Source organism: Gluconacetobacter sp. (assembly GCF_047721585.1).
Classification (GTDB): Bacteria; Pseudomonadota; Alphaproteobacteria; order Acetobacterales; family Acetobacteraceae; genus Gluconacetobacter; species Gluconacetobacter dulcium.
Map to the genome: position 1 here is coordinate 1 of NZ_JBDNXE010000056.1, position 26025 is coordinate 26025.

A 26025-nucleotide genomic window follows, 5' to 3' on the forward strand; every position below is an offset into this window, starting at 1 on the left:
ACCAGAGCTGCTTCGGATAGCTCGCCCGCGACAGCGGCCACAGCCGGCTCCCCGTTCCGCCAGACAGAATGACCGGGACAATCTTCGTCGTGCTTGCCGCCTGCGCGCCAATCACCGGAAGCGTCGTGTCAGACATGGCATCCTCCTTTTGCTCTATTCAGCCACAATATCATCTCGGAAACCGACGATCTCGCCACATGATCATAATCGGGGTGTCACGCCTTCATCCGATCATGCGATCTCATCTGCACGCGGAAGAAAGCTGGAGTGCATATGAAAAAACGACGCTGCACCATGGAACGATCTCCGCCATCCCGGACGGTTCTCTCAACGATGTCAGAAGGATGCCTCGACGGAAGGTGCCAGGACAGACTGGACCGCCCCTACATCCCGTCCGGATGCCCCTTGCAAGGCTTGCGACTGTTTCAATCTGCCCTCATAAGCAAGAATACGCCGTCTTTTCGCGCCAAACCCCCATGTGACCATCGCGTGCATGCGCTTATAACGCTGCTGAAGATGATAGCGGAACCAGGTCGTGCGTTTCATGCGGCGCCAATATCGCGCCGTTTCCGGATAAGCGGACGCCACCTTGCCATAGACCGCGGAGGCTTCAGCGTTCCAGGGTGGAAAAGCGCCTTCCCACGGCTTCGGCCGTGACATGTAATGGACGATTCGTGGCCGTATAACGGAAAGAACGCGAATACTATTCATATATACCGGAAAATTCCATGCCAGCGACATCGAAAGACAGTGCGGCAGACCAACGAGGTTCAAAACATCCTGATCGGGAAAACGCGATGCGCCGGACTGGCCGGAAAACATCTTCCATGCTTCGGCTCCGATACGCGCCCATCCGTTGCGCTCCGCATAGATCACGCCGGAATTAAAATACCGGCATGCGTCGACCGACGAGAGCCCAAGCGACGCAAAATGCGCCGCGATGGTACGACTCAGCCGGTCCGAATCGTCTCCCACGAATGTCATCGGATCGGCGGCGGCGTAAAACATTCCGTAAGGAACGGGATTCAGCAACAGGTCGTCCAGCGGACCACGGATCTGGGTATCGCCATCCACATAAAGAAAAAAATCATACTGTTTCGGGAGAAGGTCCGCCAGAAACAGCCGTGCCAACATGGCGGGAGCGCCTCCGATATCGGCCTCGCTTCGGGCCAGAAACACGATATCCGCGCGTGCGCAAGCCTCGGCGAAAATCACTTCGGCGACCGGATCGATCCCGAATGCGATAATGACGATATCCGCCAGATCGCGCGGCGTGAACCGACGCGCCTGCAACGCGCTGACGAAGCTCGGAAAGAGATAAGATTGATCCGGCGTGTAGCAGACACAGATTCTTCGCATATCCTCGGGCTTCCGTTCGATTTGCGCGGGCTCTCGGGTTCGCATCGGATCATGCTCTCCTAATGGCGTTCGATCACACAGAGGGATTGGAACAAGTCGATGAATCCGGCTTCCACTCCTTGCCACGGCCACGAGGTTTCGACGCATGACCTGGACATAAACGTTCTCGATTGCGATTGGATGTCACGTATTTTTCATCACATCATTTTAGAAATGATTTTCTCGACGAGTATCGGCCGTCACGTCTCGGAGTCTTCATTGGTTTCGATAGTCGAACACGGATTGAGACCGATCCCGTCCGTTTATTTTCACCCGCGGCCCAGCCGTACGGTATACGCGCCCACGAATACGCTCGATGACACGGCCGCCATAATAGCGAGCGCTTTCAAGATGCGTAGGCTCCCGATCGGCGCGTCGGTCGACGACCGAACTTGGCACCGACAGTTCAAGGGCCGTCGGCGGGACGATCCCGGCAACGGGAATGCCGGTTGCCCAGGGACGCTCCATCTCGACATCGATCGGTCGGGAGATCCGCCGGAAATTCCGGACGAAACGCTCGGCCGCATGGCGGGTCAAAAGATAGATCTGCGTCCCGAACTGCTGCGTCTGATATTGCACCACATGACGGTCCCATATCGGATAATTTTTCTCTGCGACATGGAATTTTGCCGGGAACCGTCCGAAGAACTTCAGGAAATGCACGCCCTTCGACGCCCAGTCGATCTCTGTCAGATGCAGTGTGACGGGCCAGTCGACGTAAACGTCGTCTTCAACGACCAGGATCTGGTCTGCCGTCGGGTCGGCAAGAAGCGCCTGCCATGCCCGGACATGGCTGCAATAGCACCCGATCTCGCCCGGCGCGAGCGCGCGCTTTATGTGCGCCCATGCCACGTCGAGATCATATTCGAACCCTTCGGCCAGACCGGTGGATGCATCGAAGAATTCCCACTCCACCCCAGCGGGAGGGCGATGAAACGTGCCGCGTCGGGCGCTACCTGCAACGCTGATCACGCGAATGAGCGTTTTTGTCATCCGTTTCCTCGATCAAGAACATAATCTCCAGATGCCGCGCATCGACACCGGATTGTCAGTGAAAGGAGTCCTGGGAGCCCTGTTCGACGATCGGCTGGCTGACAGGAAACGACACCGACTTGCCGAAGACGCTGCTTTCCTTTCCCCTTCTCGAAGATACGATATGACGGGCACGATCGAAAACAAGTTTCTCGATCCCATCCGGACGTCCCGAAAGAATCCAGAGCATGCAAAGACCGAACGTGTAGGCAATGGCGCCGCACGCGGAACAGGCAAACAGATCGACCGCCGCATGCGCCAGCGTATCGACCGGCGGCAGCAGCCATTTCAGCCCCTCGACCGCCAGAACCATGAACAGGGATGCCCCGACGCTGCGCTTCCACCCCAGCACCTGCTCCCAGACGCCAAGGCCGGTCAGGCCGCGCACCAGGAAAAGGCCAAAAACATCCGACGCGAGTTCCGACACAAAACGAGCGGCGATCACACCTGAGAACCCCGCCCACAGCACACCTGCGATCGCGAGCGGAAATTTGACGCCGAATTCGAGAAGGTTGCGTTTCAGAAGTGTCTTTGTTCGTCCGAAGGTCAGAAGCAGCGGCCATGTCGCCAGCGTGAAGACCGCCGGCGTGAGGCTCAGCGCCAGCCAGCGGACCATGGGCACCGCCCCCACCCAGGCCGGGCCGACGACCACACGCACCGTACTATCCGCCACCAGGCTCTCGCCGATCAGCAGCGGCAACCCGACCGTCGCCATCGCCACCGATGCCTTCTGGTAACTCGCGGCCAATCGCTCCCTGTCTTCGCTGAGATGAGAGAACGCCGCCAGCAATGGCCGCGCCATCGGGGTGAAGAGGGCCAGAAACGGGATATTCGTAATGTCGATCGCGGTCGAGAACATACCCAGGGCGGACCGGTTCATCACCTTGCCCAGAAGCAGGCGTTCGAACTGCCAGTTGAGGGCACTGACGATCTGCGCCATCGTCATCCATCCGGCGAAGCCCGCGAAAACATGAATCTCACGCAGGCTCAGTCGCGGCCGGTATGGTGCGAAATAGTAGGATTGCGCCATCATGGCACCGGAATATATCACCGTATTCAGTGCGATGGCCCAGTAGCTGTGCGTCAGAAGCGCGATCACCGTGCCGAAGACGAAGCTGATACCCTTGCCGGACAATTCGATGGCGAAGTCACGCCAGAAGCTGAGCTGCTTCTGAAACGCAACCATGCGCGGGCTCACGATCCCACGCATGAAGGGGCTCAGGCCGAGGAAGCAGACAAGCGGGAACAGGCGCGCGTCATGGTAGAACCGCGCAACAGGAAGCGCGCTGGCCACGAGAACGGCCATCAGGACGACGCCCCGGATCAGGCCGATGGTGAAAGCCGTGTCGTAATGCAGCCGCGCGACGGTCGGCAGGCGCAGCAGGGCCTGATTGATCTGTAATTCAAGGATCGCCTCCGTCAGCCCGCACAGGCTGGCGGCAATCGCCACCAGGCCAAAATCAGCAGGCAGCAGGATGCGTGTCAGGACCAGCATGCTGGCGAGGTCGATGAATCGCGTCAGCAGGCGTGCCGCAACCATCAGCGCCGCACCCGTCGCGGCGCGCGAGCCGATATTGGCCGGCTGCGCTATCTCGGACATGCGCTCTCCTGCCGCCTCGTCTTCTCCGTGGGTCCGGAGGAGATGCCATGTTCCGAAACGCGACTGGCGGCCGAATGTCTCTTGGCAGGATGTTGTCGTCGAACGATTTCCTCGTAGACACGCATATAATCCGGCACCAGGCGGCTCGCCTCGAATATCTCCGCCCCCCGCAGCGCGGCCCGCCCCATGGCCGCCCGCCTTGGCCGGTCGCGCATGATCTCGCCAAGCTCCCGCCCCATGATATCCGGACGCCCTGGCGGGACGAGCCGCCCGGCGGCCCCGAACCCGAGCATCTCCGGCGTTCCGCCGACCGAGGTCGCGACGATCGCACACCCCGCCGCGCGCGCCTCGCCGATCGTCAGGCTGCCCGGATCGGCATAGGAGGCCAGCACGAAGATGTCGGTCTGACTGTAGAGAACTTCCGGGCCTTCCACATAGCCCAGGAAGATGATCCGCTCCGCCAGCCCCAAGGCGCCGACCCGTTCCTCCAGTTCAGCCCGATCGGGGCCTTCCCCGGCGATGTAGAGTGTCCATTCCGGCATCGACGACAACAGCGACGCCGCGGCCTCGATCACGTCGAACACACCCTTGCGCGCGTGAAGGCCGCAGATCAGCGTGATATTGGGACGGCGCAGCCGGGGCACGCTCCCCGGCGCCCTGTCAGCTACGTCTACGTTCCGGGCCGATGCGACCGGCGCATTCCATACCACCTGCGTGCGATCCTGTGGAAAGCCCCGATCAATGAGAGACTTCCGGTCGGCCTCGCTGACGGCGACGATCCTGTCCCCCAGGCGCATCAGAACCGAATGCCGGTCGAAGGAATTATGAACCGTCGTCACCAGCGGAACCCCCGCGAAGCGCGAAGCGACGGCGCCGACCAGCACGCCTCCCATCATGTGAGCGTGAAGGATGTCCGCGCCGATGGCGCGGCAGAGCCGCGTCAACACCGCCATGCTGCGCAGCAGGGCAAAAGGCCTCCGCTGGTCCTGCGGCAGCGTCAGATGATGGACGCCCTCGCGTTCCAGCAGACGGACAAACGTTCCTCCGCCGCTACAGAAATAGACATGATGCCCTGCTCTCGCCTGCTCGCATGCCAGGTCGACAGCCACATGCACATTGCCGTTGCCACGGCCGCAATGCTTCGACAGATGAACAATCGTCCTTCGTGATCTGGAAAAATTGTTCATGCTACCTGATCCTTCAATCCGTGGCGTCGCAGCGCGTCCGGATGGTCCGCCATGACGGCCTCCGTGCCCCGCATCATCGGAATCCGATCTGCGGGCGCGGATGGCTGGCCGGCACGCGCCGCCACGGCCTCATCGACGATTTCCATGAAACGGCGACGGAATGCCTCCTCCGAAAAACGCATGGCGTTGGCCCGGCAGGTTTCGGCATGGATACGATGGCGATTCTGTTCGAACCTCCGCACGGCCGCGACGATCGCCTCCGCCGTCTGCTCGGCAAACAGCAGCCCGGTAGGGTCGGTTGCATCCTCTCCAATCACGATGTCGCAGGCGCCGCCCACCCCGTAGGCGATGACGGGCGTGCCGCAAGCCTGCGCCTCCGCCATGACAATCCCGAAATCCTCGGCGGCGGCAAAGACGAACGCGCGCGCCCGCCCCATCAGCGAAACCAGTTCGTCGATCCGCACGGGCTCGCGGATCTCGATATTCGGGCAACCCGCAGCAGCCGCCCTGATCGCCGCATCGCCCTCGCCTTCTCCCACGATGACAAGCCGACGATCGGGCATCTTGCCGAATGCTGCTGCGATAAGATCGATCCGCTTGTACGGAACGAACCGTGAGACGACGAGATAGAAATCCTCCCTGTCCAATGAAAGGCGAAATTTATCTACGGAAACAGGAGGGTTGAGAACAATCGCCTCCCGCCTCCATGCTTTCTGCACGCGCCGGGCGATATAGCGTGAATTGGCGACGAACAGATCCACCCCGGCGGCCGACCGCGCGTCCCAGTTCCGCAGCCGATGGAGAAGCCATCGCGTATAAAGACCCAATCCCCCCCAACCCAGTCCGCGTTCCTCAAGATACCGGGCCTGGAGATCCCAGGCATAGCGCATCGGACTATGGACATAACTGACATGAAGCTGGTCCGGCCCGGTGATCACCCCTTTCGCGACCGCATGATGGCTGGAAATCACGAGGTCATACCCTGTGAGGTCGAACTGCTCGACAGCCAGCGGCATCAGTCCAAGGAATTTACGGAAATGACGCCGGGCAAAGGGAAGCTTCTGAATAAACGAGGCCCTGACGTTATGCCCCTTTAAAAAACCCCTTTTGTTCTCCGGCATGAAGTCCGCGACCACGAAGACATCCGCCGTCGGGTAGCAGAGCAGGATCTGCTCCAGCACCTGCTCCGACCCGGCATGTTTCTCCAGCCATTCATGGATCACGGCAATCCGGGGGCCGGACTTTCCGCGCCCGGCAACCTCTTGCGCCGGCACGGCATGTGAATTGCGCATCATGTGGATGGCTCCATGCTGGGAGGACGGCGAACATGTGTCGGAACGGCATGCAGGGCGGCTTGGATGACGTTGGCCATGGCGGTACTGGCTTCCGCCCAGTTGTAGCGCAGCAGGCGCGCGGCCCCGGCCTCGCGGAGGCGATCGGCCAGCCCGTCCTCGTCATGAAGACGCATGACCTGATGCACGAAAGCGTTCTGTGAGAACGGATCGGCGAACAGGGCGGCGTCACCGCAGACTTCGCGCAGGACAGGAATATCGCTCGCGACGACCGGGCAGGCGCAGGCCATCGCCTCGACCGCCGGCAATCCGAACCCTTCGTAGCGCGAGGGAAACACGAAGCAGGCGGCATGTTCATACAGCGCCCTCAGGGCGCCATCCGATACCCGGCCGAGATAGCGTGCAGCCCTCGGCATGTCTGCGCCGCCCTGCTGCTGGAAGATCCCGTCCCGCCGGGCTCCCGCGATGGCGAGCACCATGCCGCGTGCCTCCAGCGCCTCGCCGAGCTTTGCCAGAACGCGCAGGTTCTTGTGCGCGACGAGATTGCCCACGACGAGCACATAACGCCCCGGCACCAGATCATTCTCGGCAAGAACCGTCGGATCGGCCACAACAGCCCGGACATGCTCCCCACCTTCGGGAATGACGGAAACCTGCTCGGGCCGCGCACCGAGATGGCGTATGATCTCGCCTCGGGCAAATTCCGACACCGTGACGATCCGGGTCCGTCTCGCAATCAGGCCCGTCTGCATCACGCGATAGGTTGCCCGGAAGCGCGTGGAATAGGCTTCCGGCACGCTCGCCCATCCGCAATCATGGATCACGACGATCTGCCGTCGTGCCAGGAGTGGAGCGGTATTGCCCAGATTGACCAGAAGGCCGTCCGACGTTGCCCATGGAAGCATCGTCTGCTCCCACAGATGGCCGCTGCCGTAGCCGAATGGCCTGATCGGGACCTGTCCGGAACGCGCCACCTCCAGATCCCCTCCATCCTTGCCGGATGGAGGGACGACGATTTCCGAAATCATTCCCTGCCGCACAAGTCCGGCGGAAATTTCGGTGGCAAAACGCTGGACACCGCTCAGCGCCTGCCGCAGGAAACGGCCGTTCAGATAGACGGGGCATTCCCGCGCCTCATGCGCGGTCATAGCCGTCCAGATCCTGCGCCAGATAGGCATGCATGCCACTTTCCCGTCCAAGATCGTTCATGTCGGCCTGGGTCAGGATACCGCCCAGCACGCGCACGCCGCATGCGTGGAGCCGGCGCAGGGTGGTCAGCACCGCATCCATCTCGGTCCGCTGCCACCGCACGGCGATGACCGCGCCATCCACCAGCCGCCCGGCGGAAGCCGCATCCGGAATGACCAGCGCCGGCGGCATGTCAACGAGGATCAGATCATAGAGGTTGCGTGCCTCGGCAATGATCGCCCCAAGCTGCTTCAGGTCCAGCAGATACCGTCCACTCCCGTTGGAGCGCGCGCCGCGCAGCGTGATCAGGTCGACATTCTGCATGATGTCGCGCGTGAGCCCCGGCAGGCCAGACCCATTCGGGCCATCCCCCTGCGGCGGCCGGAACGTCGGACGGATCGACACGCCGACCTGGCTGCGGCGGATGTCGGCGTCGATGATCAGCGCCCGCCCATGATTCCGCGCGGTGCTCGCGGCGAGGGCGACGGAAAGAAACGTCTTGCCTTCCCCCGGCAGGGCAGACGTTACCAGGACAGCCTGCGCGCGGAACCGGTCGTCGCCATGACGCAGCATGTTGCTGATATGATCGACGGAGAGCGTGTAGGACGATGTCCGGTATTCCATGAGCGGCCGGCGCTCGCGGCCGGCGAAGGGAACGACCCCGAGCGGAAACAATGTCGTCCTCTGCTCAAGCTGTTCCAGCGTGCGCACGCCCGGCCTCAGCCTTTCGAGCATGATCGCACCGAAACAGCCCAGCGCGAGCGACAGAAGGCCCGCCGCGCCTGTCAATTGTCCCCGATGCGGGCCAGACGGGCCAAGGGGCGTCTGCGCGTACGAAATGAGTACGGCATCGGGCTCCTGCATCGCCGCCTGGGCGGATGTCTGCTCGAACCGGGTCAGATAGTCGCGATAGACCACTTCGGCGGCGTCGGCCTCGCTGACGAGTTGGCGAAGCTGCACCTCGGCCACGTTTTCACCCGCGACCGCTCCCTTGAGGTCACGCACGCGCGCCTCCAGCGTGGCGACCTGTGCGCGGGTCGCCTCGACCTGGGCCCGCAGGCTTCCGGCAATATGACCCTCTTCCGCGCCAAGCTGGGCACGAAGCCCGGCAATCGAGGAATCGAGCTGGCGCAGGCGCGGGCTTTCCGACATATCCGTCGTCCCGAGACCGGCCCGCTGTTTTTCCAGTTCCGCGAGTTCGCCAGACAGACGCTGGACGAGCGGAGAGGCCACCACGGCGGGCAAGGCACCCAGCGACCCGCCGCGCCGCGCCGCCTGCACCTGGTCATAGGCGCTCTGCTGCTCGGCAAGCTTGTTGGAAGCTTCGGTCAGCGCAATATCCACGCGGCTCATTCGACGACCCGTCAGAGTCGTCTGGTCGCCATCGCGCGAGACTTCCTGGCTCAGAACCAGGCCATGCGCCCGACGAAATTCCTCGACCCGGCTTTCGGCCTTTGCCACACGGGCCTGAAGCGCCCCGATCTGTTCGTTCAGCCATTCATGGGCGTGGGCCACAGTCGTGATCTTGAGATCGCGCATGAAATCCAGATAGGCGGAGGCGTAGGCATTCGCGATCCGCGCACTCAGCGCGGCGTCGTTCGTCTTGGCACTGATCGCGAGCGTGTACGAGCGCCCGTCATTCCGGACCGTGACATGCCGCAGCAGCCAGTCCACCGCGACCTGACGCTGCTCCGCGCGCGTCAGCAACTGTGGGCGGACACGATCAAGGCCCAGGCGATGACGAACCATGTCGAACACGCCCCACGGGCCGGGCATCGGCGCGGGCGGATAAATGATCTGCTGGACCTCTGGCCGATGGACGAGGTCAATGCGATCGACCACCTTTCCCGCCATATCCCGCGAAAGCAGAATGTCGGTCTGGGTATGGATCATGAGCGTGTCGCCGCTTACGGCGCCGCCATGGGCCTGCAGATCGGTAAATTCCGTCTTTCCCGTATCCACGAGAAGCGAGGATTGGGTTTCATAATAGCGCGGGAGGGAAAAGATTACGCTCGCCAGGGGAATGAACAGCCCGGCCGTGATCAGCATGACCGTCCATTTCCTGCGCCGCACGATGGCCAGCGCATTTCCCAGGGGCACATGCTCATCCGGCGCTGCCGCAAGCGGCAGGGGCGGCGGACCGACGAATGTTTCGTCGCGGACAGAAAGTATTGTCATGGCGGGTCGCCTAATGCGCGCCGTCGTGCCGAAGCACGGCGGGAATGGTCTTCAGGAGGATCAGAACGTCTTTCCAGAACGTCCAGTGCCTGACATAGGCGCTGTCGAGGGCCACGCGCCGGGCGTAGCTGGTATTGCTGCGCCCGCTGACCTGCCAGAGTCCGGTCAGGCCCGGTCGGGTCGCATAATAATAGGTGATGTTCTCACCATACCGCTCGACCTCGGCCTGAACGATCGGACGCGGCCCGACCAGGCTCATGTCACCGCGCAGAACATTCAGCAATTGCGGAAGCTCATCCAGGCTGGTCGCCCGCAGGAAGCGGCCCAGCCGCGTGATGCGGGGATCGTGGCGCAGCTTCTGCGTGCTGGCCCATTCCTCACGGGCGGCTTCGTCCCGTTCCAGAAGCTCCTTCAGGACCTCATCCGCATTCGCCACCATGCTCCTGAATTTGAGGCAGCGGAAAATCCGTCCGTTCTCACCGATCCTGTTATGGCCGAACAACGCGCCCCCTCCATCGCGCCGGACCAGCACGACGATCGCCAGCATGGCGGGCATGGCGAAGAACAACATCGCAGCCGCAATCATGACATCCATCACGCGCTTGCGCGGATCGCGGATCGGCACGGCATTCTCGGGCCTGGCGACTTGCACGCCGATAAGCCCGGCATAGGGGACAACCACCGTCGCATCATCCGCGAGAAAGGCTGCCCCCATGAATTTTTCCTGTTGCAGACCAGACATACGAACACCTCGTCATCAGCGAAGAATGAAGCTGGCAGGCAAGTTGAAGCGGCGTGATCTCAATCAGATCGCTACCTCCCTGGTATGACCGGGACGTTGCCTGCGCGGATGAGCAAAGCGCAATAATAAAAACAAGCCGTAATGTGTTTTTAATCATTTTCGTAAGTATTATAGATATGAATACATCGTTATTTGTCTGTTAAAATACTGTTTGAATCTCGAAATCACTTTATTCATGTGCCCGAAAATGCCTGAATCTCGTCCCTTCAGAGCGAAATTCTGATCACGCAAATGCGAGTTCCGCAGTGATTGCGAGAAAAATCCGCGATGGCCGCCAACTAAAAATTAACGAAGAAATTCTCTTTTTTTAACGTAATATTTCATTATTATACGAAACAATAGACCCGGGCAGTTCTTATATTATCAAACATCCGCCTTTTCCTGTTTCTTTCTGGAATGCTGGACGTTGTTGCTCGCACCATCAATTCATGGACACATTCAACGGTAAAGCGTCGTGATTATTCCATGTCGGCAGCGGGGCGCGGCATCGCATAACGCAGCCGGGGACATGGCGCGTGAGCGCAGCCTATAGTGAGAACGCAAGGGGTTATGATCATGCTCGAAAAGCCTGGCAGGATGATGAAAACCCATACAGGATCTCTGATCGCCACGTTGATGGAACCGCGTTGCATGTTCACACCGCTCGAACCTCTCCGTCCTCTGCCGTCCTTCCGCCAAAGGTGGGGCGGCCCGCAACCGACAGGGACGCCCCAGTTCGTGACGCCATTGTTATTTGACGGCAAACGAACAGGAAACGGTATATGTCGCAGAAACCAAACAGTTGGAAGGCCGTTAGCGCAGCGGGTTCGGTATCGACCTGAACCGATCCGGAGGCAATCTGGAGCACGGAGCCTTTTTTCTGTCAAAATTTCCTATAATATCTTCGTCATGCCGAAGCCTGTACTTCTGGTCATTGTACAGAAGCGGCGCGGCGGATCGCAGGCCGTTGGCTTTTCATATATCCTCGGGATACGGCCCGGCGACAAAGCGTGCGCATCGCGAGCGTGGAGTTAGCATGACGTGCCGACGACGGGGGCGAACATCCTAAAAATTCGACTGATCGGGCACATGGTCGCCATGACCCCGACAGGCAAAAACGTTCTTCCGGCGGGAGCACGGAGAACACGGGGATTGCTGGCCATTCTGGCTCTCTCCAACCGCAAGCCCGTCATGCGTCAGCGCCTGACCGAACTTCTATGGAGCACGCGTCCGACCGATCTTGCACGCGCTTCCCTGCGGCAGGAAATCCACCGCCTGCTCGACGCGCTCCAGCCTTTCGGCACCGAGATCATCGATATCGGGCGACATACATTAACGCTCAGGCCGGACCTGACATCGGTCGATGTGGAGGATATCTATACCGGAGACCTCGGTGCGCTGGACGATACGGTTGAGCCTGAGGAGATGCTGTTCACTGACCTGAACGGAATCGATCCAGCCTTCGATCAATGGCTCCAGACCCAGAGAGCGCGCTTCTCCCGCCATATCCAGCATCTGATGAAATCCGACCAGGTGAACCCGGACAGTCTGGCACGCATTCTCCCCTCCTACTCTCCATCAGACAAAGACCCCATGCCAGGCGACGCTGGTCCTGAGACCCCTCCCCTGATTGCGCGGGCGGGCCAGTTTCATGCGCAGCCGAACGATTCGCTTTCCGCTGGCCATTTTCCTTGGAAGAACGGTGCCCCGGGGCTCGAAACCTTGCGCCGCCTGTCTGATCCGCCCGCGATCGGGCCACGCCCACAGAACGGAAAAGGAGAAGGTGACTCTCAGCCCCCGGCCGCCTCGGCGAAAGTGCGGTCCCTCAGTCTCACCCTCATGCCGATCGAGACGAAGGACCCATCCCTGAAGACGTTGGCGGACGAACTGGGAAGCCTGCTCAACATGATGTTCGTCGGGTCCGACGCCTTTACGCTGGTCATTTCCCAGCCGCCACGCGACGAACTGGATGCAACGGGCGATTGGATCGAAGCCCTCCGTGGCAAGCAGATCGATTTTCTGTGCACGGGCATCCTGCATTCCAGCGTGAAAGGCAATGAGGAACACCCGGCCCTGCTGCTGCGACTGATCGACGTGCAGAATGGCGGCGAGATGATCTGGACAGTACGCGCCGCCCTGCCATCCGGTACCCGGCAGAATCCCGGCCTCGCCGCCCCCCTGCTTGCCAGGGCGGTTCTGTCGGCGCAATGGTCCGCCATCCTTCGCCATGCCCGCCATCTTCTAAAATGCAGTATCCAGGCACTGACTCCCGATCAGTTGGCGGCCCGGGCGCTGGTCACGCTGCTACAGGCCCAGCCTCATGCCCTGCACGAAGCTGAAACCCTTCTCAAATTCGCGGAATGGCTCGGCCCCAACCAGCCGCTCGTCGCCATTGCCCGCGCCGTAACGGAGATGACCCGCGCCAACGCGTTCCTCCAGGGCGACCATGCGGCGAGTGTGGCGCGCGCCTTGGCCGCCGCCCAACATGCGGCGGTTCTTTCACAGCACAATATCAGCCGGAACTTCCTGCTCGCCTTCGTTTATTGTCATATTCCCGGCTACGCGGACACGGCCGACGCGTTGCTCTCCCCATTCAAGAGCAATGACGAAAACGCTGATCAGGCATGGTTCGCTCCCTACCGGGCACTTCAGGCCCTTCTTGCCTTGATAAACGGCCGAGAGGAAACCGCGCGAAATCTTCTGAAACATTATCGCATATCGGGAAACGCGCAGCCGCTCAGCGTCGCGATGGATCCCTGCGCGGTTCTTTACCTCTTCCTCGCCGATCTGCCCACGGAAGCAGTCCGGGTCGGGCGAATGGTCGCCGCACTCTATCCGCAGCTTCCATCAGCGCTTGTCTACCATCTCGTGGCGCTCACCACCGAAGAGAACGGTGCGGAACGCACCGCCATCCTTGCCCGACTCTCGGCGCTCGACCCGGAACTCACGATCCGCCGCGTGATGATGAGCAATCCGTCTCTCCCGGCAGGAGCCCGCGCCAAACTCGCGACCGCATTGCACCTGACGGGCCTTCCGGAATGAGAAAGACTCGCTCTGAAAAAGAAACATTCTGTGCGTGACGACACGACAAGTCGCCGGCGAAGGAATCTCTGTTCCTTCGCCGGTTATTTCCTGCGTGAAATCCTGATCCAGCGGCCGATCAGCAGTGCAATCGGAAAGCTGAGAGCGATATAGGCGCCGATAGCGGCAAGAATTGTCTGGATCATGCCTGTGCGCGATCGTCCCATGAATCAGTATATCGAAAAAAACAGGGCCTCATAAGGTCGCCGCCCGTTCCGGTGACATCCGACCGCGCACGAGATCGAAAAAAGCCAGCATATTGCCCACCAGCCGCCCGCGCCTGTCTATATAGGGTTCCGGACGTATAGCCTTCACAATGTTGGAGAGCAGATTGCGGATAATATGCTCCCAGGCGCGCGTTCGCGGATACCCCTCCTTCTTTGCCGCGATATAAAGCGGGTTTGCAACCTGCGAATAGCCCAACTTGATCCCGGAACTGCGGCCGCGTTTGACACCCAGATGAACACCCCGTGCGTCCGGCAGAAGCCGCACATCGCCATGGGCCGCCAGCCGGCGCGAAAGATCCACATCTTCCTGCCATCCATAGAGCGGCAGGCGTTCGTCGAACGACAGGCCGAATGCGCGCATCGGCGCCAGGCGAAGCGCCATGTTGCAGCCATATCCGGTAAAGACAGGCTCCGGCCCTGATGGGCCATGGCCTTCTCCGCGCGCGGCCAGGATCGCCCGACCTTCGGCGACATCAAGGCCCGGCCCCTTGATCCCGTCGGCCAGAACCGCTCCGGTCACGACAACCGTACGAGCGTTCGTCTCCAGGTGTCTCTCGACCGCCTGAAGGTAATGCGGCTCGGCCAGGAAATCATCGTCGAAGAACATGACGACATCGGCGCCGGGTATTGCGGCGAGGATCGCGTTCCGCTGCCGGGTTAATCCGCGCGGCCCGGTAATCAGGCGCACACCGGGAAACGCCTCCGCCGCGCCCTGCATATCCTCATCGGATGGCGCGCAGACGACAATTTCATCGGGTTGGCGGATCTGGCCCCTGAGGTCACGAAGTATTTCGGCAAGGACAGGCGCCCGTCCCGCCGTGGCAATTCCGACGACAATCTTCATGGCGTCTTCCTGCTTTGATAAACACGGACATAGTCAACTTCCATGATCGACGGGCTGGGCGTCTTGTCGATCGGCCAGCCGCCGCCCAATCCGAGATCGACGAGCACATCAAGGCCCGCAAGCGGACGCGGCGGGGTCGGCGTACGCCAGATCTCCCGGCGGTCGAAATAGACGATGACCCATTGCGGCGTCACGTCGGCACCATACGTGTGGAAGGCCTGCGACAGACTTCCTTTCGGAACGGCCTGGGTATGCATCTCCGAGTGGTTTTCACGGCTGTTTGCCGGATTCCGCTCCGTAACAGTCACGTTATAGGCGGCAGGAAAACGACCGTAATGCTCGATGATATCGACTTCCAGGGCATGTTTCCCCGATCCTGTCGGTGTCAGTTCCTCCAGCCAGAAGGCAGGCCACACCCCGTCCCCCGCCGGCAGGCGCGCCCGCATCTCGAAATAACCGTAAGGCGCGGTGAAACCGCTGCCGAAGCCAGGCGCGGACGACAGCAAACCGGACTGCCATTTGCCGTCCGCCGTGCGACGCATCTCGATGCGAAGGATTCCGTCCCGAACGCTGAAGGGCAAGCCCGGCTCCTTGTCACGGAAGGTGGCATCGCCGAAATCACCGCCCCACGGCGTATGCGCGCTCCAGACCGTATCAGGTCCGTGCGGCGAGACACTGAGATGGTCGAACTCCTCATCAAAGATCACGGCCCTGCCATCAAGATCGATCCTGTCTCCTGGAGCGGCCCCGAGCGCGCCCCCACCCCATCCGACACCCAGGGCGGCAAAACTGCCTGCCATCGCGGGGATGATACGCTGCCTCAGTCTTTCGACGATCGCTGAAATGGACATGGTCATGGCGCCTCCTTGGGCAAAGACTGTTTCTTGCGATGTGGCCTCGCCACCCGCCGATCAGAGGTCACCTCCCCTTCCATATTCCGGAAGACAGATACGCGCCTGAAAAGAAACTTGATCTTCGCTTGGACGTAGACGATGGTTAATACATTCAACGCATTTCGTCCATCTTTTCGATTGATCACGCTTGGACGTTCGATGCGCAACGCCGCCTGGCCGCGGTGGAAGGGAGTCACGTGGGCATCACGCTTTTCTTCCTGGTCCTGGCGCCTCTTTGCCTCCTATGGATCAATCGACCGGAGCGGCTGATCCAGCTCATGATCATCATGGGCATATTCGAGGCCAGCGCCGCGATCACGGTCGGCGGCTTCGGGATTGCCCCCAACACGCTGCCGGCCATAGCAATGGTTTGCTATATCGGCGCGCAGTTTCTGCTCGGCGCCCGCTATCCCGGCCGCGCACGGGTCTGGCCGCTTCTGATCCCGCTGCTCGTCGTCGCTGGCTGGGCAATCCTGACATCCTGGCTGAGTCCGCGCTTTTTTGAAGGGCGCGTCTATGTCTGGCCCCAGAAATCGACGCCTCCCTTCGTCATCACCCCTCTCACGCCCAGCTCGGCGAACCTCAACCAGGACCTTTATCTCCTTCTCAACATCATCATTTTCGTGATGGTCGCGCTATACATGACCCGACAGGGCGCTCCAGGGCGGCCATTTCATCCTGTCAGCATCCTGCGAGCCTATTTCGCGAGCGTACTGCTCGCCTTCGGCTTCGGCGTCTGGCAATTCGCCAGCCATGTCGCGCATGTCCCCTTCCCTTCGGACATGCTTTATTCGAATCCGGGATGGTCGATCCTTACCGAACAAACAGTTGGTTCCCTCCCCCGAATCAATGCAACTTTTTCAGAGCCATCCGCGTTTGGCGGCTACATGGCGGCTGGCGCCTTCTGTGCAGGATGGCTGATCCTCAATGACTTCCCTGGCACCCTTGTCAGAATCACGCTGGCCGCAGCCGTTGCCGGCGTTTTTCTGTCCACATCGGCAACAGGGATCGTCACTCTTGGGATCGGCGCGCTGATCGTGGTGCTCATGGGCGTTACAATCCACGCGAAGCGGTTCCTGCCCATGATAAAGCGGCGGGCCGTCCAGTTTCTGATTTTCAGTATCGTGATCATGGTCCTTGTGACCGTGATGACCCCGGACCTGCTGACCAGTCTCGGCACGATCGTCGACAGCGTGACGAACAAGCAGGACAGTGAATCGTACAATGCCCGCAGTTCCACCGATCTCGACAGCCTGCAAGCGGCCATCGACACGTTCGGCTTCGGCGTCGGCTGGGGCAATAACCGGTCGTCGAGCCTGATCCCCGGCCTGCTCGCGGCAATCGGCATTCCCGGCATGCTCGGCCTCATCTGGTTCGCGTGGCGCCTCATCTCCCGTGTCAGGTCATTGCGCCGGATGGACCGGAAGCTGGAGGATATCCAGGTCGTCAACGGGGCCAGCGCGGCCCTCGCGGGCTATCTGGTTTCGGCATGTCTCTCCGCCCCGACGATCACCACTGCGTCCTTTTATGTCTTTCTTGCCCTACTGATTTCCGGCATCGCCCGGGCGGAAGGCACACAGGCAAGCAAGGCGCCCGCCCCCCTCTTCCCTCCCGCCGAACGCCGTAGCCCGAACCCAGGCAGGATACGCGGAACCGCCCCCTCCAGCATTCGTGGGTGATCAGACCGTGACAATACGATTTCCCGTCTTGAACGGGCCATACAGACCAACGCGCAGAACAGGCATGTACCGCATCGTGGGAGCCGTCGCCTGTGCCGCGCCGTTATTTCCGACCCATGCTTCCGCCCAGGTCCTGAGCCAGTATTTCCCCGAAATCGGGCGAGGTGTCGGCGAAACCTGGGTCGATTCGGAACAGATTCGCATCAGCAGGGAGTTCCAGCCGCAGGGCCTGCATCTCGGCGGGTTCAAGCTGAACGGCGATCTGAACGAAGGCGTCGGCTACATCGACAATGCCAACCGCCTTCCCGGCGGCGGGCAGAGCGCGATCATCTCCACCGTCGCGCAGATCGGCCTCACCTCGGACTGGTCGGTGGACCGGCTCTACACCAATGCTTCCGTTTCCGATCTGCGTTATCCAAGCCAGGGTTCGCAGAACCAGACGACCTGGACCGCCGCGATCGGCGGTTACCACGATATCGCGAACGACAGGCTGGGTTTCGACTATTCCCACCTCAACCTCGTCCAGACACCCAGCACGCTGGGCAGCTTTGCCACGATCCAGCCTGTGAAATACCAGGTCGACCGGGCGGCCCTCAGCTATACCGTCGCGCGCGATGGGCGCTTTTCCCTGATTCCGGAAGGGAACATAACGAATTTCTCATTCGATCAGGGAGCCCGCCTCCCATCGGCCATCGGCATTTCCGTTCCTCAGACCTATCGTAACCGGGCAGTGATCGTCGAAAGTCTCACCGGCCGTTATCACTGGACGGAAGCCGCCAGCGCGCTGGTCATGCTGCGTGGTACCGAAATTCGGTACACGCATGGCCTCGCAGGCTATCCAGGCCGCGATTCCAACGGACTGGCCCTTATGGCGGGCATCGATTACAGCGCCATTCATCTGATCGATTTGCGCGTTCTGGCCGGATACCAGCGTCGTTTCTACCGCAACGCAGCTTATCCCGATTACGCCACTCCGATCGTGGAAGCCCAGGCAAGCTGGGCACCCTCGCGCCTGACGCGTCTCCAACTGGATGTCCAGCACGGGATCGAGGACAGCGCCTTCGAAAACGTGGCCGGCTTCACCTATACGAATTTGCAGCTCGGCATCACCCACCAGTACCAGCGCGACATTATCCTCTCCGGGCACTTCAGCTTTCAGAAAGGACAATACCAGAATACGCCGACACATCTCGTCGGCAGCATCCTCACCCAGGCCGGCGGCGACCAGACCATCTTCGGAGGGGGGCTTTCGGCCCAGTGGCTCATGAACCGGCATCTCCGGCTGAATCTCAATTATGACATCTCGAATCAGAACGTCCTGGGCACGACGGGAAAATTTACCGTCAATACCGTCATGATACGGGTGGACGTAAATCTGTAACCTGAAACGATCATCACCAATCAACCTCAACAGGGAAGTTCCGACATGTTGCCGCTTCGTCATACCCTTGTTGCTCGCACTGCAAGACTCGGCTTCCCGTTCGTGATCACGGGAGCATGCCTCGCCGGCTGCGCGCCCGGAGGCGATCTGACGCCGATCCCGCGCTATGACCCCGCAAGCTACACGATCGGTGTCGGCGACCGGATCAATGTGTCGACATTCGGCGAAAACCAGTTCCAGACCGATACGCGCGTGCCGGTCGACGGCAGCATTGCCTTTCCACTGATCGGCATGGTCAAGGCCGAGGGGCTGACCACCAGCGAACTCAGCGAGCGCGTCGCCACGACCCTGAAGGACCAGCATATTCTCAGCAACGCACGGGTGACCGTGCAGGTCCTGGATTACCGCCCCATTTCCGTCATCGGCGAAGTCGAGCATGGCGGCCAATTCTCCTATCAGCCGGGCATGACCATGCTGAAGGCGGTGGCGGCCGCCGGCGGCTTTTCCTATCGCGCGTTCCAGGACTACGCGTATGTCGTTCGTCAGGAACCTGGCGGCGCGGTCGTCGGCCGCATCGAACCGCAGGATTACGTGAAGCCCGACGACGTCATCAAGATTTACGAACGTCATTTCTGATCCACCGCCCAGAGGGCGGCACCTGGAACACCGGAAACCCCTCATCCCGCATGACGGGTTTCCGGCATTCAATCCGTATCCCACCGTCGATGCACCCGCGCACAAGATACGGATCGCCTGCCCGGAACCGAAAGCTGAGCGCCCGACCCGCCGTCGCGGGCCGTGTTCTCGGGTCCGGCACTCCAGACGCATCGCAGACTCCACCGGCCAAGGGTCAGGCCCCCCGAACGTCAGCTATTCGACGCACCCGGTCGAATGTTCCGGGGTGCGGAAACGACCCACGATCCCACCGGTCATTCATCATACGCCCCATGATGCGGATTTCCCCAACGAGGTCGGGTTAGAAGATGTCGATCACCTATGAAATTATATTGAAGAAGGTTTCACGCGCTGCCTTCGGCACTGCAAGCATCATGCTGATGATCCTGTCCATAGGGCTCATCTTTTACGGCGTATTCAATCTGTTCTTCACGCTGCTGACATCCTGGCACGAGGGGCGCGGTGCGCTGCTTCTTGCCATCAGCTACGTCGTGATCGCTATCGCCGTTTTCGACGTGGCCAAATATTTCATGGAAGAGGAAGTCATTCAAAGTCGTGCCAAGGTGTCGCCTCTCGAAGCCCGTCTGAGCCTCACCAAATTCATCACGACGATCATTATCGCGATTTTCATCGAGGGACTGGTCGCGGTTTTCGAAGTAAGCCGCGAACACATACAGCAGATCTTCTATCCCATCGGACTCCTCGCGACGGCAACGGTGATCGTGCTTTCGCTGGCGGTTTACCAGCGGATCAGCGTGGATACTGAAAACCAGGAATCACGCACCATCATCCATTCGAAGTGATGCTGCCCTACTTATCCGCGTCGATATGGAAGGCTTTTCGCAAACTCAGCCTGTCGGCGATCGGAACACCTGGGAGCCAGAGCAGAATCGGCATGACGGGGCCTTCTGCTGGGTTCCTTTCCCCGACTTGTCCGGCTCCCCGACATTTGCTCTCCGGGCCACCCGGTCGATGGTCTCCGGCATCGCCTGGCATTCATTCATGCATGGGTGCATCAGCAGAAATTTCGAATCCTCCGCAACCCTCCCGGCACAGGCGCGTAGGGTCAGACATGCCTACCGACGGGGGAGCTGCCATTCTCGATGGCGCTCTCGAGGCGGTCCCGGCGGATGAGACCCGCCCACGAACGTGATCGACCGGCATCTCGCGCACCGCACCGTTTCCCGAGATGCAGGCCGGCTGGCGCTCCAGCGGACGACATCTGCCGAGGCTCCGCGCACCCCTTGAAACGGAAAGGAATTCGTCATGGCCACCCAGGAGAAGACGCTATCCGATGCGTTCTATGAAACGCTGAAGGACATTTACTTTGCCGAGAAGCAGATCCTGAAGGCCCTCAAGAGATCCGTCCGCGCCGCCCAGGCGCCGGATCTCAAGAAGGCGTTCGAAACCCACGCCACCGAAACCACCCGCCATGTCGAGCGGCTGAATGAGGTGTTCGGACTGATCGGCAAGGCGCCGCGCAGCAAGACCTGCGAGGCAACACAGGGCATCCTGGCGGAAATGGAGGAAGACCTCGAAACGTTCGGCGCCACCGAGGCGGCGGACGCGGTCCTGATCGGCTGCGCTCAAGCCATCGAGCATTACGAAATCTCCCGCTACGGCACGCTCAAAGCCTGGGCTGCCACGCTCGGACTCACGGAAGCGGAAGAATTGCTGGCCGAGACACTCGAAGAGGAGAAGCGGACCGACGCCCTCCTCACCGAAATCGCCGAGCGCGAGAGCAATCCGGAAGCAGCCCTTCAGCCGACATGACACGACCTGCCGGCGAAACCTTCCATTCCTCGCTCCCCTAACGGTGGGCGAACGGGATGGAAGGTGCGCCGCACGGGTTGCCGAGACGCTAAAATTCATCCTGATCGCTCGTATGTGACAAACCTCCGATCCCTGCCGGCGGCTATATATCTGTTGATGGGCAGCCATGCCCCACGCGACGGTTCCACACCCCGGATCATGGAAAGATGCCGCTTGATACATTCCTGGAGGCGTAAGGGACCGCGCGGCGCCCGAAGAAGACGGCCGACGGAGATGCCGACCTGCGGGGCATTCCCACCGGATCAGCTACAAGCCCGCACCATCCGCTCATGAACGCCATCGTCCGGCTGGCGCTCGCACGGCCCTACACGTTCGTGGTCATGGCGATCCTGATCGTGATCGCCGGCGTGCTGTCGGCCATCCGTACGCCCAAGGACATCTTCCCCACTATCAGCATCCCGGTGGTCGCAGTCGCATGGACCTATACCAATCTCTCGCCGCAGGACATGTCGGGCCGCATCCAGCTTCCTTTCCAGCGCGCGCTGACAACGACGGTCAATGATATCGAGCATATCGAAGGTCAGGCGCTGACCGGGATCGGAATCACCAAGGTCTTCTTCCAGCCCGGTGCCGATATCCGCCTCGCCAACGCTCAGGTCACCGCCATCGCGCAGACGCTGCTGCGCCAGCTTCCACTCGGCACGACCCCACCGCTGATCCTCAACTACAACGCCTCCACCGTGCCGATCCTTCAACTCGGCCTGTCGGGCACGGGGCTGACCGAGCAGCAGCTCTATGATTTCGGCTTCAATTTTATCCGCACCCGGCTGGTGATGGTGCCCGGCGCCGCCATCCCCTTCCCCACTGGCGGGCGGGTGCGGCAGATCCAGATGGATCTCAACCCCAGCCAGTTGCAGGCGCGGGGCGTCTCCGGCCTCGACGTGGCCAATGCCCTGTCCGTCCAGACCCAGATCACACCCGCCGGATTCGTGAAAATCGGCGAATATCAGTACAATCTCCGGCTCAACAACGCCCCGCTCTCGGTCGAACAGCTCAATATGCTGCCGATAAGAACGGTGAATGGCGCCGTGGTCCGGATCCGCGACGTGGCCCATGTGCGCGACGGCGCGCTGCCGCAGCAGAATATCGTCCATGTCGACGGCCAGCGCTCGGCCCTGCTGACGGTGCTGAAATCGGGCGAGACCTCTACCATCGCCATCGTCCAGGGCATCCGCGACACGATCCCCGATGCCCGGCGCGGCCTGCCAGCCCAGTTGCAGATCACGCCGGTCAACGACCAGTCGCTGTTCGTCAAGGCCGCCGTCAGCGGCGTGCTGCGCGAGGGTGCGATCGCGGCGGGGCTGACCAGCCTGATGATCCTGCTCTTTCTCGGCTCGTGGCGCTCCACCCTGATCGTCGCCACGTCGATCCCGCTTTCGATCCTGGGCGCCGTCGCTCTCCTGTCGGTCCTCGGCCAGACCCTGAACGTCATGACGCTGGGCGGCCTCGCCCTGGCCGTCGGCATCCTGGTCGACGAAGCGACGGTCACGATCGAAAATATCGAGCGCCATCTGGAAATGGGCAAGGACGTGCACGCCTCCATCATCGACGGATCGGGCGAGATCATCGTTCCGGCCTTCCTGTCGCTGCTGTGCATCTGCATCGTCTTCGTGCCGATGTTCTATCTGCCGGGTGTTTCGGGCTTCCTTTTCGTGCCGATGGCGCTGTCGGTGATGTTCGCGATGACGATGTCCTTCATCCTCTCGCGCACGCTGGTCCCCACCATGGCCATGTTCCTGCTGCGTGCCCACAGGCATGAAAGCAAGCCGGCCGGCGGCCTGTTCACCCGCTTCCAGCAGGGGTTCGAACGGCGCTTCGCCGCCTTTCGCGAGCGATACGGCACGGTGCTGGAAGCCGTGCTGGCACATCGCGGCCGCTTCGTGGGCCTCTTCCTCGGCTTTGCCGTCCTCAGCCTGGCCTTCCTCCCCTTCCTCGGGCGTAATTTCTTCCCCCAGGTCGATGCCGGCGCGATGACGCTGCATGTGCGCGGCCCGGTGGGCATGCGGATCGAGGAAACCGCCGCCCTGTTCCTCGATGTCGAGAAAGCGATCCGCGCGCGCATCCCGGCGGAGGAGGTGCTGTCGATCGCCGACATGATCGGCCTGCCGAACAGCGCCATCAACGTCTCCTACAGCGCCTCCGGCACCATCGGCCCCGAGGACGGCGACATCCTGATCGCCCTGAAGGAGAACCATCACGCCACCCAACGCTATATCCGCCGCCTGCGTGCCGAACTGCCCCGCCTGTTCCCGCAGGCGAGCTTCGCCTTCCTGCCGTCCGACATCACCAGCCAGATCCTCAATTTCGGCGCCCCGGCCCCGATCGATGTCCAGGTCAGCGGCCCGCACCCGGATGAAACGCGGCAGTTCGCCGAACTTGTCCTGCGGGAAATCCGCCACATCGACGGGCTGGTCGATGCCCGGATCCAGCAGCCCGCCAACTATCCCGAACTGCGTTTCGAGGTCGACCGCACCCGTATCAACCAGCTTGGCCTGACCGAGGGCGACGTCACCAGCAGCATCGCGACCTCCATCGCCGGCACGTCCCAGACCGCGCCGCTGTACTGGCTGAACCCGCAGAACAACGTGACCTACCCGATCGCGGTCCAGATGCCGGAATACCGCATCGGCGCGCTTTCGGACGTGATCGGCCTGCCCGTAACCGGCACGGGCGCCCAGGCAACCCGCCCCCAGGTGCTGGGCGCATTGGGCACGATCACGCGCGGCACGACATCGCCCGTCGAAGGGCAATACAACATCCGCCCGCTGATCGACGTCTTCGCCGGCAATGACGGCCGCGACCTCGGCGCCGTCGCGTCCGACGTGCAAGAGGTGCTGGCCCGTCTGGAGCACCAGCGCCCGGCGACGGTCGCAGTCACCCTGCGCGGGCAGTACCAATCCATGAACACCGCCTTCACCGGCCTGGGTGCCGGGCTGCTGGGCGCGATTGTGCTGATCTACCTGCTGATCGTCGTCAATTTCCAGAGCTGGACCGATCCCTGCATCATCATCCTCGCCCTGCCGGCGGCGCTGGCGGGGATCTGCTGGATGCTGTTCGCCACCGGCACGCCGCTATCGGTCCCGGCCCTTACCGGCGCGATCATGTGCATGGGGGTGGCAACCGCCAATTCCATCCTCGTCATCGCCTTCTGCCGCGAGCAGCTCGACGAACATGGCGATGCGCTGCGAGCGGCGCTGACGGCCGGCAAGACCCGCCTGCGGCCCGTGCTGATGACCGCGCTGGCCATGGTCATCGGCATGCTGCCCATGGCTATGGGTTTCGGCGAGGGCGGCGAGCAGAACGCCCCCCTCGGCCGCGCCGTCGTCGGCGGGCTGGTCTTCGCCACCTGTGCCTCGCTGTTCTTCGTGCCGACCCTGTTCGCGATCATCTACGAACGACGCGCGCGGCCGGCCACGCGGGGAGCCTCGGCCCATGCCTGACCCCGCAGCAGAGACGATACCGGGCGACCGGCCCCAGCCCCGGCTCGGCCGGTTCGTGCTGATCGCGGGCGCGGTCTTTGCGCTGGTCCTGGTGGCAGGCACGCTTTTGCGCCTCCATGCCCGCCACCTGCTTCATGCGTCGACACAAGCCGCCGCCATCCCGACGGTGAGCATCGTCCACCCTGGCGGCATGGCAACGGACAGGCTGGTCCTGCCCGGCCGGTTGCAGGCCTGGTACAGCGCACCAGTCTATGCGCGGACCAACGGCTATCTCCGGCGTTGGTACGTCGATATCGGAGAAAAAGTGCAGGAAGGGCAGTTGCTGGCGGAGATCGACACACCGGACGTCGACCAGCAGCTCGCCGCCGCCCGCGCCGCGCTGGCGACCCGCACCGCCCAGCGCGACCTCGCCGGAATCACCACCCGCCGCTGGGACCGCCTCAACGCGCAGAACGCGGTCTCGCAACAGGAAACCGACGAACGAAGAGGCAATTTCGCCGCCAGCGAAGCCATGCGCCACGAGGCGGCGGCGGATGTGGAACGGCTGCAAACCCTCTCCGGCTTCAAGCATATCGTGGCGCCGTTCGCCGGCGTGATCACCAGCCGCGCCACCGACATCGGCGCGCTGATCGCCGCCGGCAGCGCGGCGGCACAGCCGCTCTTCACCGTCTCCGATGTCGTCCGGCTACGGCTCTATGTCAGCGTCCCCCAGACCTATGCCGCGAGAATGCAGGACGGCATGGTGGTCGCGTTCACGGTGCCCGACTATCCCGGCCGAACCTTTCAGGCCCACCTCATTCATTCCTCGGACGCGGTCGATCCCCAATCCGGCGCGATGCTGGTGCAGCTTGTCTACGATAATGGCGAAAACCTGCTGAAACCGGGGGCCTATGCCCAGATCGCCTTTACCTTCCCCGGCACCGATCCGAGCAGGGGCACCGATCTCGTCCGCGTGCCCGCCAGCAGCCTGCTGTTCCGACGCAATGGCACGACCGTCGCCCTGATGGATTCCAGCCACCATGTCAAAATCCAGCCCATCACCATCGTAACCGATTTCGGCACCGAACTCGCGGTCACGGGTCTGCCGCCACAAAGCGCCGTCATCGACAATCCCAGGGACGATCTGCGCGACGGCGACGCGGTCGAACCGCGGGAACCGGAGCACCCGCATGGCGCCTGAGCGCCGGCGTTTGTCCCGAGCACGGGTGACAGGGGCAATTTTTCCCGGCCGGGTGCAGGGCGGCCCCCTGCTTCTGACCCTCTCCCTGCTGGCCGGCTGCAACCTGGCCCCGCATTACCAGCCCCCGTCGTCCCCC

Annotated in this window: 19 protein-coding genes; 8 read left to right on the top strand and 11 right to left on the bottom strand. The window is 61.8% G+C overall.

What is annotated here, in order from left to right; genetic code table 11:
- From ABF821_RS11670 to ABF821_RS11710, 9 genes are all read right to left on the bottom strand, one after another.
- A partial coding sequence (locus tag ABF821_RS11670; RefSeq protein ID WP_415530097.1) for a sugar phosphate nucleotidyltransferase occupies nucleotides 1-136 on the bottom strand: 136 nt, incomplete at its 3' end.
- A gap of 200 nt (nucleotides 137-336) precedes the next feature.
- Nucleotides 337-1404, bottom strand: a complete 1068-nt coding sequence (locus ABF821_RS11675; RefSeq protein WP_415530081.1) for a glycosyltransferase family 8 protein — start codon at nucleotides 1402-1404, stop codon at nucleotides 337-339.
- A gap of 210 nt (nucleotides 1405-1614) precedes the next feature.
- Nucleotides 1615-2391, bottom strand: coding sequence for a glycosyltransferase family 25 protein (locus ABF821_RS11680; protein ID WP_415530082.1), 777 nt, complete (start codon nucleotides 2389-2391; stop codon nucleotides 1615-1617).
- A gap of 55 nt (nucleotides 2392-2446) precedes the next feature.
- Nucleotides 2447-4030, bottom strand: coding sequence for a lipopolysaccharide biosynthesis protein (locus ABF821_RS11685; RefSeq protein WP_415530083.1), 1584 nt, complete (start codon nucleotides 4028-4030; stop codon nucleotides 2447-2449).
- Nucleotides 4018-5217 (bottom strand): glycosyltransferase family 4 protein, encoded by a 1200-nt coding sequence (locus tag ABF821_RS11690; protein ID WP_415530084.1) that lies wholly within the window; start codon nucleotides 5215-5217, stop codon nucleotides 4018-4020. The genes ABF821_RS11685 and ABF821_RS11690 overlap by 13 nt, the downstream gene beginning before the upstream one ends.
- Nucleotides 5214-6512 carry a glycosyltransferase gene (locus ABF821_RS11695; RefSeq protein ID WP_415530085.1) on the bottom strand — a complete coding sequence of 433 codons (1299 nt, stop codon included), beginning with the start codon at nucleotides 6510-6512 and terminating at the stop codon, nucleotides 5214-5216. The genes ABF821_RS11690 and ABF821_RS11695 overlap by 4 nt, the downstream gene beginning before the upstream one ends.
- Nucleotides 6509-7657 carry a glycosyltransferase family 4 protein gene (locus ABF821_RS11700; protein ID WP_415530086.1) on the bottom strand — a complete coding sequence of 383 codons (1149 nt, stop codon included), beginning with the start codon at nucleotides 7655-7657 and terminating at the stop codon, nucleotides 6509-6511. Before ABF821_RS11700 ends, ABF821_RS11695 begins: the two co-directional genes overlap by 4 nt.
- Nucleotides 7644-9875 carry a GumC family protein gene (locus tag ABF821_RS11705; RefSeq protein WP_415530087.1) on the bottom strand — a complete coding sequence of 744 codons (2232 nt, stop codon included), beginning with the start codon at nucleotides 9873-9875 and terminating at the stop codon, nucleotides 7644-7646. The genes ABF821_RS11700 and ABF821_RS11705 overlap by 14 nt, the downstream gene beginning before the upstream one ends.
- 10 nt (nucleotides 9876-9885) lie before the next feature.
- Nucleotides 9886-10590: a sugar transferase gene (locus tag ABF821_RS11710; protein ID WP_415530088.1), complete on the bottom strand. Its 705-nt coding sequence runs from the start codon at nucleotides 10588-10590 to the stop codon at nucleotides 9886-9888.
- Nucleotides 10591-11808: 1218 nt separating this feature from the next.
- Between ABF821_RS11710 and ABF821_RS11715 the strand changes: the two genes are divergently transcribed.
- Nucleotides 11809-13698, top strand: coding sequence for an AfsR/SARP family transcriptional regulator (locus ABF821_RS11715; protein WP_415530089.1), 1890 nt, complete (start codon nucleotides 11809-11811; stop codon nucleotides 13696-13698).
- Nucleotides 13699-13932: 234 nt separating this feature from the next.
- On the opposite strand, the gene ABF821_RS11720 is transcribed toward ABF821_RS11715, so the two are convergent.
- Nucleotides 13933-14808 (bottom strand): glycosyltransferase family 2 protein, encoded by an 876-nt coding sequence (locus ABF821_RS11720; RefSeq protein WP_415530090.1) that lies wholly within the window; start codon nucleotides 14806-14808, stop codon nucleotides 13933-13935.
- Nucleotides 14805-15665 carry a glycoside hydrolase family 16 protein gene (locus ABF821_RS11725; RefSeq protein ID WP_183009266.1) on the bottom strand — a complete coding sequence of 287 codons (861 nt, stop codon included), beginning with the start codon at nucleotides 15663-15665 and terminating at the stop codon, nucleotides 14805-14807. Before ABF821_RS11725 ends, ABF821_RS11720 begins: the two co-directional genes overlap by 4 nt.
- 233 nt (nucleotides 15666-15898) lie before the next feature.
- On the opposite strand from ABF821_RS11725, the gene ABF821_RS11730 reads away from it, so the two are divergent.
- The 7 genes from ABF821_RS11730 to ABF821_RS11760 all read left to right on the top strand — a co-directional run bounded on the left by ABF821_RS11730 (nucleotide 15899) and on the right by ABF821_RS11760 (nucleotide 25889).
- Nucleotides 15899-17380: an O-antigen ligase family protein gene (locus tag ABF821_RS11730; protein ID WP_182972832.1), complete on the top strand. Its 1482-nt coding sequence runs from the start codon at nucleotides 15899-15901 to the stop codon at nucleotides 17378-17380.
- 64 nt (nucleotides 17381-17444) lie between these two features.
- Nucleotides 17445-18761, top strand: coding sequence for an outer membrane beta-barrel protein (locus tag ABF821_RS11735; protein ID WP_415530091.1), 1317 nt, complete (start codon nucleotides 17445-17447; stop codon nucleotides 18759-18761).
- A gap of 45 nt (nucleotides 18762-18806) precedes the next feature.
- Nucleotides 18807-19397 (top strand): polysaccharide biosynthesis/export family protein, encoded by a 591-nt coding sequence (locus ABF821_RS11740; protein WP_415530092.1) that lies wholly within the window; start codon nucleotides 18807-18809, stop codon nucleotides 19395-19397.
- Nucleotides 19398-19744: 347 nt separating this feature from the next.
- Complete coding sequence (locus ABF821_RS11745; RefSeq protein WP_415530093.1) at nucleotides 19745-20239, top strand: hypothetical protein; 495 nt, start codon at nucleotides 19745-19747, stop codon at nucleotides 20237-20239.
- Between the two features lie 463 nt (nucleotides 20240-20702).
- Entirely contained in the window at nucleotides 20703-21209 is a 507-nt protein-coding gene (locus ABF821_RS11750; RefSeq protein WP_415530094.1) for a ferritin-like domain-containing protein, read from the top strand.
- A 329-nt stretch (nucleotides 21210-21538) separates the two neighbouring features.
- Nucleotides 21539-24709, top strand: a complete 3171-nt coding sequence (locus tag ABF821_RS11755) for an efflux RND transporter permease subunit (protein ID WP_415530095.1) — start codon at nucleotides 21539-21541, stop codon at nucleotides 24707-24709.
- Nucleotides 24702-25889 carry an efflux RND transporter periplasmic adaptor subunit gene (locus ABF821_RS11760; protein WP_415530096.1) on the top strand — a complete coding sequence of 396 codons (1188 nt, stop codon included), beginning with the start codon at nucleotides 24702-24704 and terminating at the stop codon, nucleotides 25887-25889. The genes ABF821_RS11755 and ABF821_RS11760 overlap by 8 nt, the downstream gene beginning before the upstream one ends.
- Nucleotides 25890-26025: the final 136 nt, after the last annotated feature.

Coding starts and splice junctions, on each gene's coding strand:
- ABF821_RS11740 (WP_415530092.1), top strand. CDS start 18,807: ATGTTGCCGCTTCGTCATACCCTTGTTGCTCGCACTGCAAGACTCGGC.
- ABF821_RS11700 (WP_415530086.1), bottom strand. CDS start 7,657: ATGACCGCGCATGAGGCGCGGGAATGCCCCGTCTATCTGAACGGCCGT.
- ABF821_RS11695 (WP_415530085.1), bottom strand. CDS start 6,512: ATGATGCGCAATTCACATGCCGTGCCGGCGCAAGAGGTTGCCGGGCGC.
- ABF821_RS11755 (WP_415530095.1), top strand. CDS start 21,539: ATGAACGCCATCGTCCGGCTGGCGCTCGCACGGCCCTACACGTTCGTG.
- ABF821_RS11725 (WP_183009266.1), bottom strand. CDS start 15,665: ATGACCATGTCCATTTCAGCGATCGTCGAAAGACTGAGGCAGCGTATC.
- ABF821_RS11720 (WP_415530090.1), bottom strand. CDS start 14,808: ATGAAGATTGTCGTCGGAATTGCCACGGCGGGACGGGCGCCTGTCCTT.
- ABF821_RS11680 (WP_415530082.1), bottom strand. CDS start 2,391: ATGACAAAAACGCTCATTCGCGTGATCAGCGTTGCAGGTAGCGCCCGA.
- ABF821_RS11750 (WP_415530094.1), top strand. CDS start 20,703: ATGGCCACCCAGGAGAAGACGCTATCCGATGCGTTCTATGAAACGCTG.
- ABF821_RS11675 (WP_415530081.1), bottom strand. CDS start 1,404: ATGCGAACCCGAGAGCCCGCGCAAATCGAACGGAAGCCCGAGGATATG.
- ABF821_RS11710 (WP_415530088.1), bottom strand. CDS start 10,590: ATGGGGGCAGCCTTTCTCGCGGATGATGCGACGGTGGTTGTCCCCTAT.
- ABF821_RS11760 (WP_415530096.1), top strand. CDS start 24,702: ATGCCTGACCCCGCAGCAGAGACGATACCGGGCGACCGGCCCCAGCCC.
- ABF821_RS11745 (WP_415530093.1), top strand. CDS start 19,745: ATGTCGATCACCTATGAAATTATATTGAAGAAGGTTTCACGCGCTGCC.
- ABF821_RS11685 (WP_415530083.1), bottom strand. CDS start 4,030: ATGTCCGAGATAGCGCAGCCGGCCAATATCGGCTCGCGCGCCGCGACG.
- ABF821_RS11705 (WP_415530087.1), bottom strand. CDS start 9,875: ATGACAATACTTTCTGTCCGCGACGAAACATTCGTCGGTCCGCCGCCC.
- ABF821_RS11735 (WP_415530091.1), top strand. CDS start 17,445: ATGTACCGCATCGTGGGAGCCGTCGCCTGTGCCGCGCCGTTATTTCCG.
- ABF821_RS11690 (WP_415530084.1), bottom strand. CDS start 5,217: ATGAACAATTTTTCCAGATCACGAAGGACGATTGTTCATCTGTCGAAG.